The organism is Glutamicibacter sp. NPDC087673 (assembly GCF_044743255.1).
Taxonomy (GTDB): Bacteria; Actinomycetota; Actinomycetes; order Actinomycetales; family Micrococcaceae; genus Glutamicibacter.
In genome coordinates this window covers 515,637-531,405 of the sequence record NZ_JBIUWB010000001.1, presented here as the reverse complement: position 1 = coordinate 531,405, position 15,769 = coordinate 515,637, and the positions used below count along the sequence as shown (strand labels likewise).

The window sequence follows — 15,769 nt, the reverse complement described above, 5'->3', positions numbered from 1 at the left end:
ACACAAAGAGTATCGCCCCGGCTTCGATTTAGGCGCTTTTCCTGCGCCGATGCGCTCAACAGCCCTTGGCTTGCCGGCGAACGGCAGAGCGGAAAACTGTACTGGGGGCGCTGGGAAAGGCGCCAGGAAGAACCGCCGGAAAAGTTGTTGACGCTGTGCTGAAGCACACATAGTATTGTGATCATCAATTGATATATCAGTATCCGGCCAGAGGTTGGCGGGTCTGCCCGCAGCTGCTTCCGAAGGCAGGGGCAGCGCGCAGTTCCGCTGGGAAAACTCAGGCCGGACGGCTTTGAATCCGCGGCGCAGAGCACTGCGCGGAAGCCAGGTGCAACCGCATGAAAATCCCCCGAAAAACCACTACGAGCCATGGCGAAGCTAATGCCATCTCGGCGAAACCAAGGAGCGGCACGATGACCGAACCGAACAACAAGTATGTCCTGACCCTCACCTGCGCCGAGCGCCCGGGCATCGTGCATGCGGTCACCGGGTTGCTGCTCAAGCACCATGGCGACATCCGGGAGCTCAAGCAGCATGACGACCAGCTTTCCGGGACGCTCTTCATGCGCATCGAATTCGAGGTCGCCGCGGCGGAGGATATCCCCGCCGAGATCGCCGAGCTCGAATCGGGCCTCGGCCAGCTCGCCGATGAGCACCAGGCCACCTGGGGTTTGCGCCCGGCAGGAAACAAGAAGCGCGTGGTGGTGATGGTCTCCAAGTTCGGCCACTGCCTGCACGATCTGCTGTTCCGCGCCCGGATGGGGGAGCTGCCGGTGGAGATCGCGGCCGTAGTCTCCAACCACCCGGACCACCGGCAGCAGGTCGAGTGGAATGGGATCCCGTTCTTCCACATTCCTGTCACCCCTGAGACCAAGCCCGAGGCCGAGTCCAAGCTGATGGACCTGGTGGAGCGCTTCGAGGTGGATCTGGTGGTGCTGGCCCGCTACATGCAGGTGCTCTCCGATGACCTCACCCGCAAGCTCACCGGCCGGGCCATCAACATCCACCATTCGTTCCTGCCCTCCTTCAAGGGGGCCAAGCCCTACCACCAGGCCTTCGAGCGCGGGGTGAAGACCGTGGGCGCCACGGCGCACTACGTGAATTCGGAACTGGACGAGGGGCCGATCATCACCCAGCGCGTCCAGGAAGTGGACCACAGCTACGCGCCCGAGCATCTGGTGGCCGCCGGACGCGATACCGAGTGCAAGGCCCTGTCCGATGCGGTGCGCTGGCACTGCGAAGACCGGGTCTTCCTCAGCGGCTCGCGCACCGTGGTGCTGCGCTAGCACCCTCCGGGCCAAAGGCCCCGGCGGGGATTCGACGGACATCATATGACGATGCCCGCCGAACCCGGCCGGGGCCTTTGCTGTTGCCCGCCGTTTGGGCCCGGAGGCGCCTGACCGGTGGCGCAGAGGCGGGGATGGTCGTGCGGTCGAATGCAGGGCGCGGAAGTTTTCCCAAGTTAACCTAGGAATTATCCTTGTCTTGGCCACTGGGGCTATGCAAGGCTATGGATCAAGCGGGTGCTTGTGACCCAGCTCATGAAATAAGAACCAGCGGCTCCCAGAAGGAATGTGTCGATGTTTGGACTACCGGCGTTCACGACCATGGTCATCATCGGGGTTCCGGCCCTCTGGGTGATCTATACAGGTGTTTTCCTGTGGCTCAGCCGCGGCTGGAAGCGCGAAGATGCGCAGGAGCAGCAGTGAACATCGAGATCCTTTTCCTGATCATCTATTTCATCGCCATGGCCGGCATCGGCTTCTGGGCGCTGAAGCGCGGCAAGCAAGATGCCGAGGGATTCCTGCTCGGCGGGCGCAGCCTCGGCCCCGGTGTCACCGCGCTGCGGCTGCAGAGTTCTTCCATGTCCGGCTACATGTTCATGGGTGCCGGATCGATGGGCTACACCCAAGGCTATTTCAGCATGTGGTACGCGCTGGGCGACCTGGGCGGCGGCATCCTGAACCTCTCGGTCCTGGGCCGGCGCATGCGCAAGCTATCCCAGATCCTGGGGTCCATCACCTCCATCGAGTACCTGGAGCACCGCTATCCCTCGAAGTGGATCCGGCTTATCGCCGCTCCCGTGGCGCTGTTCTGCATGTTCTTCTACGTGCTGGCCCAGTTCATCGCCGGCGGCCGCGGATTGGAAATGGTCTCCGGGGTGTCCTTCCCGCTGGCCTTGGCGATCGCCATCGGCGTGATTGTCCTCTATACCTTCCTGGGCGGCTACCTGGCTGTGGCCTACACCGACTTCGTGCAGGCCATCATCATGGTGGTCGGCATGGTCTGGATCCTGGTTGCCACGCTGATGGCCGTGGGCGGTTTCACCAAGGGAAATGAAGCCGTGGGCGGGATCAACCCCAACCTGCTGACCATGTGGGGAGCGGACCTGGGCTACCAGGGACAGTGGGGAGTCATTCTCGGTGCGCTGCTGGTCTTCTCCATCGGCTACATGGGCTGGCCGCACGTGGTGGTCAGCCACATGGCCATGAAGAAGCCATCGGTGGCACGCACCGCAGGGGTCTACTCATTGGTATTCAACCTGCTGTTCATCCCCGGCCCCTACCTGGTGGGCCTGTTCGCGCTGATCCTGCTGCCCAACCTGGCCAACCCGGAAACCGCGATCTTCGAGGTCGCCGACGCGGTGCTGCCGACCTTCGCCGTGGGCATCGTCATGGCAGCGATCATGGCAGCCATCATGTCCACCGCCGATGCCCTGCTGCTGCAGGCCGGCACCATCGCCAGCCAGGACATCTACGCCCGGTTCATCAACAAGAAGATGAGCGATGCGCAGATGGTCTGGGTCTCGCGGATCACCGTGCTGGCCTTGGCCATCATCGGCTATGGCATTGCCGCTTTTGATCCTCCCGCGGTGGCCGCCGTGGTGATCTTCTCAACGACCGTGCTGGGCAGCGCCTTTGTCCCTTCCTATATCTGCGCGGTGTGGTGGAAGAAGGCCAATACCGTTGGCGCGATCTCCTCGATGGCCGCCGGCACACTGGTCTCGGTGCTCTGGCAGGTGTCCGGCGCGCCGGATGCCACCGGCATTGATCCGATGGTCACCGGCATCCTGGCCTCCACCGCGGCCATGGTCATTGGCAGCCTGGCCAGCCAGAAGTCGCATCCGGTGCCGGAGCATATTGGCCGGGCCCTGGACGAGACCGCGAAGATCGGTCCCATTCCGAAGAAGATGCTGATGGGCCAGGATGCCTTGCTGGCCAGCCAGGCCGAAATGGCGGCCCGCGGTGAATGAACTGGTACTGAAAACCCTGGTCGATGGCCAGGACGCGCAACGTATCCTTGCTGCCAAGGCACCTGGATTGACGGTCGAATCGGCCAAGCTGCGCCACCATCCCTTTGCGGGGTTCATCTTCGAGGTGCCGCAGCTGGCCGGGCGGACCGGGCAGGCGCATGCATTGGTGGACTACTACTCGGGCAAGGCCTTTGTCAGCGACCCGTGGCAAGTCCAAGGTGATCAAGCTGGCCAGCCACTGGACTTGGTGGCTGATCCGCAGTGGAACACTATCGATTTCGACACCGCGCGCGAGAGGGCCAAAGCCCTGTTGTCCACCGCGGCCCTGCGCCGGGCCCGGCTGGCCTGGCGTGGCGGAATCCGCGAAAAGAGCAGTGTCGCCAAGGTCTGGAAACCCAACTGGGTGATCGAAGCGAAGCTGGAAGGAAAGTCCTACCGCATCATGGTGGACGGACTGAACGGCGGCTACTACTTTATCGACTGCTGAAGTCGGGCACCGCGATGTAACTGGCAGTGCGCCTGGGCGACATCTCTCCGCGGGAATCCAGTCGGGAACAAGCAGAGCGCAAGCCTATGGAAAACTGGGACGCAATACGCACTTGCCAAGTTCGTGAAGGGTCGCGAATGCAGTGAACTGCTCGCCAGAAGTCGGACTGGGAATGCAGGAACCAACATCTGTGGGCAATTCACACGTTGCGCCGGCCCAAGGGGAAAGGCGTATCAAGGCGGTCGGCTGCTACAAGCTGGCTGCTGTTGCCGATCGATATGGAGTCGCTCGGGCAGGCGGCCCGCTACAGTTCCAAGCTCGTCGGTGCTGGTGCGTTGGAGTTCTCGGACCCAGCCGATGCAGGCATACCAGCTAAGGTTCGAGTTCTTGAAGGTGGGTTGCAATTGCGCTGCGAGCTGTTCATGATCAGGCCGCGGGTAAGCGCACAGATCCCGTCGATATGCCCGGGGCAGGAAACGGTCAGCTGACGCGATGCGGTAGCCCTCGGTGTTGCCGGCCGACCGGCATCCTTCGCTTTTCAGAGGGTAATTGGAAGCTTGGAAGTCTTGCTCTTTGAGGCTCGTGCTTTGGCAAGGACATGGATTCGTCTTTGAATCACGTGATTCCGGCTCATGGTCCCACGTCACGTTGGCCTAACCCTCTGCCCGTTTGGCTGCCAAGATCATCGGAAGAGATGCAATATGGCTCCCATGCCCACAAGGCACCGTGCGTTGCGCCTCCTGGACTTGGCCATTGGTATTAACCCTGGCCTCGATAATGGACATACCTCGATGACTAATATCTTGCTAAAAATGAGAGTCAGCACACCGGGTGATGCGCAGCACGCCGAAGCCGAGGAGGAAATCTTGAACGTACAGTCTCGATTCGCAAAGATCCTGTCAATGAATCTAAATGCCGCCGAACAGAAGCAGATTCCAGAGCTAACGCCGCAATTGGCACAGAAGCTAATCGATCGAATCGACACGATTCCTCTGTTCGCGCATGCCTACTCGCTACTGGGAAATTTCACTTATGGCACCTACCGCCCCAGCGACCTGCTGACCTACGCTTTTGAGCATGAACTGGACGGTGTCTGCATCCACCTGCTTGATGGCGAAGGGCGCAGCCTGGGGCAGGCCAGCGACGCGGAGCTTCGGGAGTTCGGAGCCACCGCGCACCAGCTGGGGCTCAAAGTACATCTGGAAATCAGCAGCACCCGCAAGACGGACCTCGACGACGTGGTGCGCATTGCGCGGATCCTGAACGTCGAGCACATCCGAGTGTATTCACGCTACGAAGGCCTGCTGTCCGAGGTTCTCACCATGGTTGACAGCGACTTGCAATACCTGATCGTGCTGGCTGAGAAATACGACCTGCAATTCTACTTCGAACAGCACGAGGAATTCAAGAGCTTCGAAATCGCAGCAGCCCTGGAACGTGCAAACCATCCCCGGCTGCATGCACTGTTCGACTTCGGGAACATGATCAACGCCTACGAGCGCCCGTTGGACGCGCTGAATAACCTGGCTCCGCACATCGGCCAAGTTCATCTCAAGGGCGTCAAGATCATGCCGGAAGATGGAGGCTTCGGCCACCGTGGGGTATTGCAAGGTAGCGATGACGACGACATGCCGAGCCCGCTCATGCTGATGGACCTCTTGCTCTTGGGAGAGGACGAACCGCAGCTGATCGCCTTCGCCCTAGAGCAGGAAAACCATTACCGTGCTCCGGCTTTCCGCCGCGCAGATGACCCGGAAGATCCGTTCATCGCCTACCGCGATCTGAGCACTACTGACCTTCCGGCCTCACTGACCTTGGACGAAATGCTGGTTGAAGAGCCGCAGTGGGCGGTCAACCAGCTGACCTATGTTCGAACAGTCCTTGCCCAACTGCGTGAACTTGCCATGTGCCGACTGGAATCGGCGTCCGAGGACACGGCCCGCAACGAAACTCTTCAGGAGACCTACCAATGAAAACGATCAACAAGGCTAAGTGGGGCAAATTCGTCCTGCTGATCATGGGCGGCGGCACCATTTACAAGTTGGCCAACCTCAAGGACGTTTTCTATGTCCCCATGCAGGAGCACCTCGGGCTGAGCAACACCGAAATCGGACTGCTGTTAAGCATCAACTCGATCGTGGCCACCGCCCTGTTTGTCGTCGGCGGATACCTGGCTGACCGCTTCCAGACCCGCACCGTAATCAGTGCAGGCCTGATCGGCGCCGGTGCCATCGGCTTCTACATGGCCTCGTTCCCGGACTTCAACATGATGATGGTTGTGTTCGCGCTGCTCGCGGTGTGCTCGGACTGTCTGTTCTGGCCAGCGCTGCTTAAGAGCGTCAGACAGTTGGGCGACGGCGACGAGCAGGGACGCATGTTCGGTTTCCTCGAGGGTGGCCGCGGTGTCATCGATACCATCGTGGCCTTCTCGGCCCTGGGAATCTTCATCGCCATGGGCTCGGGCCTCGCTGGATTCCGTGCCGCGATCATCGCCTACTCTTCGATCAATATCGTAATCGGTATCCTGCTCTTCTTCCTGCTGCGCGGCAATTCTGCGCCGGCCATCCAGGATGCCGCGGCAACTGAGACTATGGCGCACAAGCCGACCGTAAGGGAATCCTTGAAGCTGATTGCGCGCATGCCGCAGTTGTGGCTGGTCAGCTTCACGGTGTTCATGGTTTACATCGTCTATGTGGGGCTGACCTACTTCATTCCGTACCTGTCTACCGTGTACGGACTGCCGGTGGCTCTGGTAGGCATCTTCGGCATTATCAACCAGTACGGACTGAAGATCATCGGCGGTCCGCTGGGCGGCTACCTGGCCGACAAGAAGGTCAAGAGCTCCAGCAAGTACCTGAGCTATTCTTTTCTGGCCCTGCTTCCCGTCATGGCGCTCATCGTCTTCCTGCCACAGAACGAGAAATTCACCGTACCGGCCATGGTTGCCTGTCTGGTCTTCTCGTTGATCGTGTTCTCGATGCGCGGTGTTTTCTGGGCGCCGATGGATGAGGTCGGCATCCCTGATCAGATCAGCGGCACCGCCTTTGGCGTTGCCTGTCTCATCGGATATGCACCGGGCATGTTCGGATTCCTGATCTACGGAGCGATCCTTGACGCATACCCGGGAGCCACCGGATTCCATCTGGTCTTCGCGGTCATGTGCGGGCTGGCAGTAATCGGCAGCGTGATCGCCATGCTGGTGGCCAAGACCGCTAAGAAGGCGAAAAAGGTCACGACTGGCGTCTAGCGACCTCGGCAGCGCATTTCACGGCGGGTTGGCCCACAGAATACGAAGGTATACTGGGGGGCTGGCCCGTCGTCGGCCGTGTCCTGCGGTCCGAAGCTACTGGGGGAGAAGGATCCATGGTGAAGGGAAGCGGAGGAAAGTTGCTGGGCGACCTGCGGCTGGACCGAGCTGGAGACAGCCCGTTGCATCGGCAGATCTACACGCAGATCCGCACCAAGATCCTCAGCGGACAGCTTCCTGGCGGCACCAGGCTCCCCTCTACCCGAACCCTGTGCATCGAGCTCGATGTTTCCCGGATTACCTTGGTCAACGCGTTCCAGGCTCTGGCCAGCGAAGGATTCCTGCGCTCCAGAGCTGGCGATGGCACCTATGTGGGCGACGAATGGCACAACGATTTCAGCTTCTCACCGGTGTCGCGACGCCCCGAACTATCTGTGCGCGCAGGACTGAGCACCTCAACCCGCGGCAGCGAGCTGCACAAGCAGGCGCTGACCTCCTGGAATCCGGAAGACTCCGAAACTTTCGTGGCCAGCCAAGTCGGGACCGACCTGTTCCCCGCCCGCACCTGGAAAACCCTGGTGGCTCGCCACAGCGAACGCCGCTCCATCGACATGCTCGGTTATGGCGAGCCGCTGGGTTACCTGCCCCTGCGCGAAGCGGTGGCCGAGTACCTGCGCGATTCTCGGGGCATCACACCGGCAGCCGAACAGATCGTCATCACCACCGGCGCGCAGCAGGCGTTCAATGCGCTTATGCTGCTGATGACCGATCCAGGGGACCACGTCTGGATGGAGGACCCGGGACACATCGCCGCGGCCAAGGCGATGCTGGCAAACGGCTGCACCGTGCACGGCGTCCCTATTGACGAGCAGGGTGCGAACCTGGGCGCAACGGAAGGCTTCCCGGCTGGCCGTCTCATGTTCCTGACTCCCGCCCGCCAGCACCCCCTGGCTGTGCGCACCTCCCTGGCCCGTCGCATGGAGTGGATCTCCTGGGCCAATGCGCGCAACAACTGGATCATCGAGGATGACAGTGACAGCGAACTGCGCTATCGCGGGGCGCACCTGCCGCCGTTGTTCGGTCTGGATCGCGGCGCGCACGTGGTGCATGTGGGATCATTCAGCAAAATCATGTTCCCCTCCATCCGGGTCGGCTACGCGGTGCTGCCCGAGGACCTGGTCCAGTCCTTCGGAGCCGCGATCTCCGTGACCGGCCGGAGTCCATCCACACTGATCCAAGCGGCCACGGCCGACTTCCTGCGCGAAGGACACCTGAACTCGCATATCCGACGCACCCGGAAAATCTACGAGGCCCGGCAGGCGGCGTTGTTGGAAGAACTGCACCGGCAGTTGGATCCGTTCATCCATGCCAGCCCGGTGGACGCGGGGATGCATTTGATCGCCAAACTGCCGCCGGGAATCGACGATCAGCTTTTGGCGGCGCAGCTGGCCGACCGCGGGGTCTACACCTATGCGCTGGGGGACTACGTACTGCAGCAGCCAGCTCCGCCGGCCCTGCTCATCGGCTTCGCGGCTACCGAGGCGCGGCACATGCCCGACGCCGTGGGCTACATGGTCCGCGCGCTGCATCATATTGGCCATCGCTGGTAGTGCTGCCTCGCAGAGGCAGCCGCCTGCTCACCGGATAGTTCGGTGAGCAGGCGGCTGCCAGCATATTGCTGCCCGTTACTTGTTCGCGGTCAGCAGCGACATCATCTCGAAGACCAACGTGGCTGCGGCCAGCGAGGTGATATCGGCATGGTCATAGGCAGGAGCCACTTCCACCACGTCGGCGCCGACGATGTTCAGCCCTCTCAGCCCGCGCAGGGTCTGCAGGATCTCGCGCGAATGCAGGCCGCCCATCTCCGGGGTGCCGGTGCCCGGGGCGAAGGCAGGATCCAGCACGTCGATGTCGATGGACAGGTACACAGGGGTATCGCCGATGCGATCCTTGATGCGCTGCACGACCGCCGGGATGCCCAGGGTGTCGATGTCCGAGCACCGCAGGATCTGGAACCCGAATTCGTGATCCCGGATGAAGTCGTCCTTGTCGTAGACCGGGCCGCGGATCCCCACGTGCATGGAGCGGTCCTCGACCAGCAGCCCTTCCTCGAAGGCCCGGCGGAACATCGTGCCGTGCGTAACCTCCTCGCCGAAGTAGGTATCCCAGGTATCCAGGTGCGCGTCGAAGTGCAGCAGGGCCACCGGGCCATGCACCGCCGAGGTCGCACGGATCATCGGCAGGGCGATGGTATGGTCGCCGCCGATGGCGATGACTGTCTTGTCCTTGGCGACCAAGCGGGTCGCCTGCTCCTGGATCTGCTGCACGGCCAGCGCATTGTCGTACGGGGTGCAGGACAGGTCACCGGCATCCACGAACTGCGCGGTTTCCACCGCGGTGGTCTGCAGCTCGGGGTGGAATCCCGGGCGCAGCAGGCGCGAGGCCTCGCGTACATTGGACGGGCCGAAGCGGGCGCCGGGGCGGAACGAGGTGCCGCCGTCGAAGGGCACTCCGACGATGGCGACATCGTAGTCCGGCACTGAGCCGAGCTGCGGCAGCCGGGCGAAGGTTCCCAACCCCGCATAGCGCGGGACCTCGGTGGCGGCCACCGGGCCGACAGGGGCGAAATCAACCATGATGGTTCTCCTTTTAGTTCGTTGTGCAGCTCAGGGGAGGGTGATCCACACGGTTTTGGTTTCGGTGACGTCATCGAGCTGTTCGGCGCCCAGGTCGCGGCCGAAGCCGGACTTCTTGTAGCCGCCGAACGGCATGGCCGGGTCGATGGAGCTCTGCGCGTTGACGTAGACGGAGCCCGCCTTCAGCTGCTTGGACAGCTGGTGGACGCGGTTCAGCGACTGCGAGTAGATGGTCGCGGCCAGGCCGTATTCGCTGTCGTTGGCCAGGGCCAGCGCTTCCTCCTGGGTGGAGAAGCGCTGGGCCACTAGGACCGGGCCGAAGATCTCCTCGCGCACCACGGTCATCTGGTTGGTGCAGTCGCCGAAGATCGCCGGAGCCACGAAATTGGTTTCCCCGTCGTCGATCGGGCCGCCGCACAGCAGGTTGGCTCCTTCCTCGACGCCTGCCTTGATCATGGAGGTCACCGAACGGTACTGGGCCTGCGAGACCAGCGGACCGATGGTGGTTTCAGGATCCAGGCCCACGCCCAGCTTCCAGGACTTGGCGTTCTCCACGAGCTTGCCCATGAACTCGTCGTAGATCGAGTCCTGCACGTACAGGCGGGAGCCGGCGTCGCAGATCTGGCCGGCATTGAAGAAGATGCCGAAGGCGACTTCCTCGACGGCCTTGTCCAGATCGCAATCCTCGAAGACGAGCACCGCGGACTTGCCGCCCAGCTCCAGGGTCATGCGGGTCATGTTCTCCAGGGCCGCGTGGCCCACCGACATGCCGGTCCTGGTGGAACCGGTGAAGGTGACCTTGTCGATGCCCTTGTGGGCGGCCAGGGCGGCGCCCACGGTGGAGCCCTTGCCGGTGAGGATGTTGATCACGCCGGCGGGGATGCCCGCTTCCTTCGCCAGCTCGGCGAAGCGCAGGGTGGTCAGCGAGGTGACCTCTGGCGGCTTGACCACGGTGGTGCAACCCACGGCCAGCGCCGCACCGAGCTTCCAGGCCAGGGTCTGCAGCGGGAAGTTCCACGGCACGATCACGCCGATCACGCCCACGGGCTCCTTTCGGGTGTAGGCCACGTAGTTGCCCTCCAAACCTGCCGGCTCGCCGCTGCGTCCGGAGATCTTGGTGGCCCAGCCGGCGAAGTAGCGGAAGGTGTCCAGGGTGCCCTTGATGTCCATCTCTGCTTCGGACAGCGGCTTGCCCACGTCGATGGACTCCAGGGTTGCCAATTCCTGGAAGTTCTCTTCAATCAGGTCGGCCAGGCGGTGCAGCATGCGTTCGCGGGCCAGCGGGGTCTGGGTGGCCCATTGACCGGACTCGAAGGCGCGGCGGGCGGCGGCGACGGCTTCTTCCAGATCCTCGATGGTGGCGCTGGCCAGCGCGGAGACCTGCTGGCCGGTGGCCGGCTCGATCACCGGAACGGTGGAGCCGTCGGACGCCGGCTTCCAGTCGTTGTCGATGAACAACTCATGCTGGCGGGCCAGGAATTCCCGTACCCCGGCCGGGACGTTATAGGCCGCCAGGTAGGCCTGCGGGTTCTCGAAGGTCTTCACGACGGGTTGGGTATTTGTTGGCGAAGTCATGGTGTGCTCCATTGGGTTCGTGCTTGGGTGCGTTCTAGTAGTTGACGACCAGGCGGCCTTCGGCCTTGCCCTGGTCCAGTGCCTGGAAGGCGTCGTTGATGTCCGCGAAGGGGAGGGTCTTGATGGTGGACTTGATCTTGCCTTCCTTGGCCAGGGCGAGGACCCGGTCGCGTTCCAGGCGGGTGCCGTCGGCGCTGCCGATGATGGTGATGCCCAGGTCAATGATCTCCGCCGCGGCGAAGCTGAAAGGCTTGTTGGGCAGTGCCACCTGGATGAACCGGGCGGTGGGGGCGGCCAATTCGAACATGCTGCGGAAGACCTGCGGGGCCGGGGCGAAGCTCAGGCAGGCATCGGCCCCGCCCAGGGCCTGGATCGCTTCTACGGCACCGTCGCCCGGGGTGTAGGCCGCGTAGGCGCCCAGTTCCTTGGCGGTTTCCAGCTTGGCCGGATCCAGGTCGATGCCGATCACCTTGGCGCCGTACAGGGCCGCGCACTGGATGGCGTACTGGCCCAGGCCGCCCAGGCCGAAGACCACCACGACGGAGCCCGGCTCCAGCTGGGCCTTGCGGACCGCGCTGTAGGCGGTGACCCCGGCGCACAGCAGGGGTGCGGCTTCGGCGGAGGACAGCTCCTCGGGGATCAGCGATACCCAATCGGCCGGGGCGATCACGTATTCGGAAAAGCAGCCGTCCACGTGGACGCCGGTGGCCTTGGAGTTCTGGCAGTAGGTTTCCAGTCCGCGGCGGCATTCGCGGCAGGTGCCGCAGGCCTCGTAGACGAACCCGACGCCGACCCGGGTGCCCAAGGGCAGGTCGACGCCCTCGCCCTGGGCGGCGACGGTGCCCACGCCCTCATGGCCCAGGATCGCCGGCTTCTCGCGGGGAAGCTCGTCCTCGCCCTTCCAGAAGTGCACATCGGTATGGCAGACGCCGCAGCTCTCCATCTTCAGCAGCACTTCGCCCTTTCCAGGTGCGGGGATGGCTGCCTGGCGAAGCTCCAGCGGAGCGTCGTCCTCGGTGTAGTAGGCGGCAAGCATGGTATTGGTCATGGTGGTTCAGCTCCTATTTGGCGACTGGTGTTGTTGAACAGATGGGGGAGTAGCCGCCCAGCCCGCGGGGCAGGATGAACAGGCGGGAGGCCACCCAGTACAAGAGCCCGGCGGCGACGGCGGCCAGCAGCGAGGCGGTGGTGTAGCGGAAGTAGCCGGTGTGCTCGAAGGTCAGCGGGTTGAAGGTGAACGTGAACACCGCGCACCCGATAACCATGGCGGCCATGGAGGCGAGGTTGAACCCGCCGGTGAAGTAGTAGCGCGAGGCCCGGCCTTCCACGAACAGGTCGTGCAGCGCCACCCGGGTGCGGCGCAGGATGAAGTAGTCCACGATCATGATTCCGGTCAGCGCGCTGTAGAGCGCGGCGGTCCAGACCAGGAAGACCATGAAGCCGTCGTAGAGCCCGGGCAGCACGAACAGCACCACCGCGGGGACCAGGCAGAAGCCGAAGACCAGCCATTCCCAGCTCGCCTTCTTGAGCAGCGAGCCGAACATCTGCCGTAGTCCCACCACCGCCGTGTATAGGATGTTGGCCATGCTGGTGACATTGGCGAAGGCGACGAAGAGCAGCACGATGGCGCTGAGCCAGATGCCGCCGGCGTGGGACATCCACTGGGTGGGGTCCGCGCTGCCGAACTTGATGGCGCCGACCAGGCCCACCGCTTCGCCTAGCGAGGCGGCAGCCCCGATGCCGATCAGATTCGGCCAGAAGGCGACGCGTTCGGTCTTGGTGATGCGCGAGAGGTTGCCCAGATAGGGCCACCAGGAGAATCCCGCTGCGATGTTGATCTCCACGGCGATCATGAAGTTGACGGCGCTGGAGTCGAAGGGCTGGTCCAGTGCCGGCAGGGAGAGGATCTCCGCGACGCTGGAATCCCGCAGGAAGATGTAGACCATCAGGCCCATGACCAGGAACAGCGCCGGGGCGACGATGGTGTTGAAGACCTTGATGGATGTGGGGCCCTTGGCCACGATCACCGCAGTGATGGCGATCGCGACCAGGGTGATCAGGTAGATGTGCCAGCCGTTGGGCTCCGGGGCCCGGTCGGCCAGCACCGACACGGCCGAGTCGATGGACCGGCCGAACATGATGCCCAGCACCACGAGCCAGCCCACGGTCAGCAGGATCATGGCCACGACATAGATCAATCGGCTGCCGTTGTGGCCGAAGACGCTGCGCATGAAGGTGTACTGCTCGGTGCCGTACTTGCCGGCGCTGACGGAAACCGCCAGGCCGACGAGCAGCACGCCAAGCACGTTGCCCAGGACAATGGCCAGCAGGCCGTGCCTGACGTCGATCACCAGGGCCAGTGATCCGCCGATCAGGAAGCCCCAGGTGGCAATCGCCAGTGCGGCGTTGGCCCAGGTGTACTCCCAGAATCCCCAGAGGCGCTTGCTTGACGGCAGCGGCGCCCTGCCTCGTTCGGCTTCAGTGGTGTAGTCCATGTGAACTCGTTTTCAAGTGGGCCCGGGCGTGGAATTCCCGGACGGATGGCTATTGGATGACGAGGGTGATCACGAAGGTGGCTACCACCAGCAATCCGACAATGAGGTATTCGACGCGGCTCAACTGGCCTTTTCGGCGCTGCCCTTCGTGCGTGGCGAACTCTTCGCATACGGTGTCTCGCTCGGCAAGGAACTCCCGTTCGCCCGCCGTGGCATTGTGTGAACTTGCAACTTGCATGATGACCACTACTCTGTGATGTTTCGTTGTTCTCGCAGGGACCGTGGCTGCGGTGCAGCGGTCCGGCAGGTCGGCATCCCCGTCCGGCGCAGTCAGCGGCTGCGCCTTCCACGGCTTGGGTAAACCCGTGCATGACGTGATGTATTCCGTTGTTGTTGGTGTGGTTCAATGGTCTGCCTGTCGCGTGATGTGGACAACACCTGAACTGTAATTGCTTGCCAGAAAGCGGTGTTACACTCTGTAAATGCCACTGACGATTCGTCGACTCCTGCACAGCCCGACCCTGCATCGATCCCGTCCGCACATCCTCAGCGGAGGACCCCGGCTGGACGATCCCGTGCGGGGCATCCACATTGCCGAATCCGCAGATCTGGCAGGGCTCATCGAGGGCGGGGAACTGATCCTGTGCTCGGGCCTGGCCCTGACTGATTCCGTGGAGCACTCCAGCTCATTTCTCGCGGATTTGCGTCGATCCGGAGCCTGCGGGGTGGTCTTTTCCTTCCTATCCGATGACACGGTGGCCAAGTCGGCATTGCGCGCGGCGGCGGCCCCGATGGACTTCCCGGTCATCCTGCTGGACGATCGGGCGCGGTTCATCGAGATCATCGGGGCCTACAACGAGAGCTCGCGTTCTGCCTCGGCGGCCACCGGTCCTGTGGCGGTGGCCGAATTCCTTTCTTCCCCGGTGGCCGAACAGCTCTCGGCCGTCGATCTGCTGCTGACTGCGGCAGAATTGCTGAACACGCCGTTGGTCCTGGAGGACGAGCTGTCCGTGGTGCTCTTCCAGCGCGGGCTGGGCATCGAGCAGATGTACCAGTACTCCGAGCTCTCCCGGCGGGCCAGGGGCCCGGAAGCCGGAGGCTTCGAACTGGCCGGGGAGCAGTGGGTGCAGAATCCGGTCTTCGTCGATGGCCGGAGGGCGGGCCGCCTTCTCTGCCCGTTGCGGCGCGAGCCCGCGGGCTTCGCAGTGGTCCTGGACCAGCTCTCGCGCATCCTAGGAGGCAAGCTGGCAGGAAATCCCGAGCAGTTGCAACTACTGCGCCAGGAATTGCTGGCGGATGTCATCGGGGAAATGCGATCCAACCAGAACCTGACGGAAAAGGTCGCCGCGCTGCGCTTGCGACTGTTCGGCGTCGACGGCTATTCCGAGCTGGTCCCCGCGGTCCTGTGTATCCCTGAGGGCCCGGCCGGCGGCAGCGATCCTGCCTCGCTGGTCCGCAGGCTGCGAGGGGCCTTCGGCAAGCTGCCCGTGCCGGTGATCGTGCGCCGCGGCGCAGACCAGGAGTCCGATGCCATCGGCATGATGTTCTTCGTGCCGGGCAGCGGCCAGGCCGAGGCAGTGCTGCGCAAGGCCTACCAGCTGGTCGCGGCCGAATGCGGCCCGTCTCGGTGGAGCATGGGCGTTGCCGACAGCTGCGGCACCTTGAAACAGGCCTCGGTGGAGGGCCTCCAGGATGCCTATCGGGTGGCCCGCGGGGCACTCAGCACGGCGACGCGCCAGCCGCGGTACTATCGCGCGCATGATCTGGGATTCCGCTGGATCCTCCAGTCGCTGGTGGCCGCCCCGGAAGGAGCGGCCTTCGTGCAGGACCAGCTCGGGCAGCTGGCGCAGGAACCGGAACTGCTGGAATTCGTGGAGGCCTACCTGGAATCCACCGGGAACATTGCCGAGCTGTCGCGGATGATCCATCTGAGCAGGCCGAGCATCTATGCCCGCATCCGGCGGCTGCAGGAAGGCTTCGGGCTGGACATGGAAAATGCTGACACGCGCACGTCCCTGCACCTGGCCCTGACGCTGTACCGGCTGGCCGGAGCGTAGTTCCCGCTGGCTGGCAGCC

The 15,769-nt window shown here is 63.2% G+C and carries 13 protein-coding genes; 8 read left to right on the top strand and 5 right to left on the bottom strand.

Features of this window, described 5'->3' with window-relative positions; genetic code table 11:
• The first annotated feature begins 413 nt into the window (after nucleotides 1-413).
• The 7 genes from purU to ACIOTL_RS02475 all read left to right on the top strand — a co-directional run bounded on the left by purU (nucleotide 414) and on the right by ACIOTL_RS02475 (nucleotide 8,597).
• Nucleotides 414-1,286, top strand: a complete 873-nt coding sequence (purU, locus tag ACIOTL_RS02505) for a formyltetrahydrofolate deformylase (protein WP_105658923.1) — start codon at nucleotides 414-416, stop codon at nucleotides 1,284-1,286.
• Nucleotides 1,287-1,580: 294 nt separating this feature from the next.
• Entirely contained in the window at nucleotides 1,581-1,709 is a 129-nt protein-coding gene (locus tag ACIOTL_RS02500; RefSeq protein WP_400341641.1) for a hypothetical protein, read from the top strand.
• Nucleotides 1,706-3,253 (top strand): sodium/proline symporter, encoded by a 1,548-nt coding sequence (locus ACIOTL_RS02495; RefSeq protein WP_400341639.1) that lies wholly within the window; start codon nucleotides 1,706-1,708, stop codon nucleotides 3,251-3,253. The genes ACIOTL_RS02500 and ACIOTL_RS02495 overlap by 4 nt, the downstream gene beginning before the upstream one ends.
• On the top strand, nucleotides 3,246-3,740 hold the full coding sequence (locus tag ACIOTL_RS02490) for a hypothetical protein (RefSeq protein WP_400341637.1): 495 nt from the start codon (nucleotides 3,246-3,248) through the stop codon (nucleotides 3,738-3,740). The genes ACIOTL_RS02495 and ACIOTL_RS02490 overlap by 8 nt, the downstream gene beginning before the upstream one ends.
• 902 nt (nucleotides 3,741-4,642) lie before the next feature.
• Nucleotides 4,643-5,713, top strand: a complete 1,071-nt coding sequence (locus tag ACIOTL_RS02485; protein WP_400341635.1) for a sugar phosphate isomerase/epimerase family protein — start codon at nucleotides 4,643-4,645, stop codon at nucleotides 5,711-5,713.
• Nucleotides 5,710-6,987 carry an MFS transporter gene (locus tag ACIOTL_RS02480; protein WP_400341633.1) on the top strand — a complete coding sequence of 426 codons (1,278 nt, stop codon included), beginning with the start codon at nucleotides 5,710-5,712 and terminating at the stop codon, nucleotides 6,985-6,987. Before ACIOTL_RS02485 ends, ACIOTL_RS02480 begins: the two co-directional genes overlap by 4 nt.
• A gap of 116 nt (nucleotides 6,988-7,103) precedes the next feature.
• Nucleotides 7,104-8,597 (top strand): PLP-dependent aminotransferase family protein, encoded by a 1,494-nt coding sequence (locus tag ACIOTL_RS02475; protein ID WP_400341631.1) that lies wholly within the window; start codon nucleotides 7,104-7,106, stop codon nucleotides 8,595-8,597.
• A gap of 75 nt (nucleotides 8,598-8,672) precedes the next feature.
• Here ACIOTL_RS02475 and speB read toward each other — a convergent pair whose 3' ends face one another.
• Genes speB through ACIOTL_RS02450 form a run of 5 tightly spaced genes read right to left on the bottom strand, consistent with a single transcriptional unit; the run spans nucleotide 8,673 to nucleotide 13,931 of the window.
• Nucleotides 8,673-9,623: an agmatinase gene (speB, locus tag ACIOTL_RS02470; RefSeq protein ID WP_400341630.1), complete on the bottom strand. Its 951-nt coding sequence runs from the start codon at nucleotides 9,621-9,623 to the stop codon at nucleotides 8,673-8,675.
• Between the two features lie 30 nt (nucleotides 9,624-9,653).
• Nucleotides 9,654-11,198: an aldehyde dehydrogenase family protein gene (locus tag ACIOTL_RS02465; protein WP_400341628.1), complete on the bottom strand. Its 1,545-nt coding sequence runs from the start codon at nucleotides 11,196-11,198 to the stop codon at nucleotides 9,654-9,656.
• A gap of 34 nt (nucleotides 11,199-11,232) precedes the next feature.
• Nucleotides 11,233-12,246, bottom strand: a complete 1,014-nt coding sequence (locus tag ACIOTL_RS02460) for an alcohol dehydrogenase catalytic domain-containing protein (RefSeq protein WP_400341626.1) — start codon at nucleotides 12,244-12,246, stop codon at nucleotides 11,233-11,235.
• Nucleotides 12,247-12,259: 13 nt separating this feature from the next.
• Entirely contained in the window at nucleotides 12,260-13,693 is a 1,434-nt protein-coding gene (locus ACIOTL_RS02455) for a purine-cytosine permease family protein (protein WP_400341624.1), read from the bottom strand.
• Between the two features lie 49 nt (nucleotides 13,694-13,742).
• Nucleotides 13,743-13,931, bottom strand: coding sequence for a hypothetical protein (locus ACIOTL_RS02450; protein ID WP_400341622.1), 189 nt, complete (start codon nucleotides 13,929-13,931; stop codon nucleotides 13,743-13,745).
• Nucleotides 13,932-14,175: 244 nt separating this feature from the next.
• On the opposite strand from ACIOTL_RS02450, the gene ACIOTL_RS02445 reads away from it, so the two are divergent.
• Nucleotides 14,176-15,750, top strand: a complete 1,575-nt coding sequence (locus ACIOTL_RS02445) for a PucR family transcriptional regulator (protein ID WP_400341621.1) — start codon at nucleotides 14,176-14,178, stop codon at nucleotides 15,748-15,750.
• The last annotated feature ends 19 nt before the right edge of the window (nucleotides 15,751-15,769 follow it).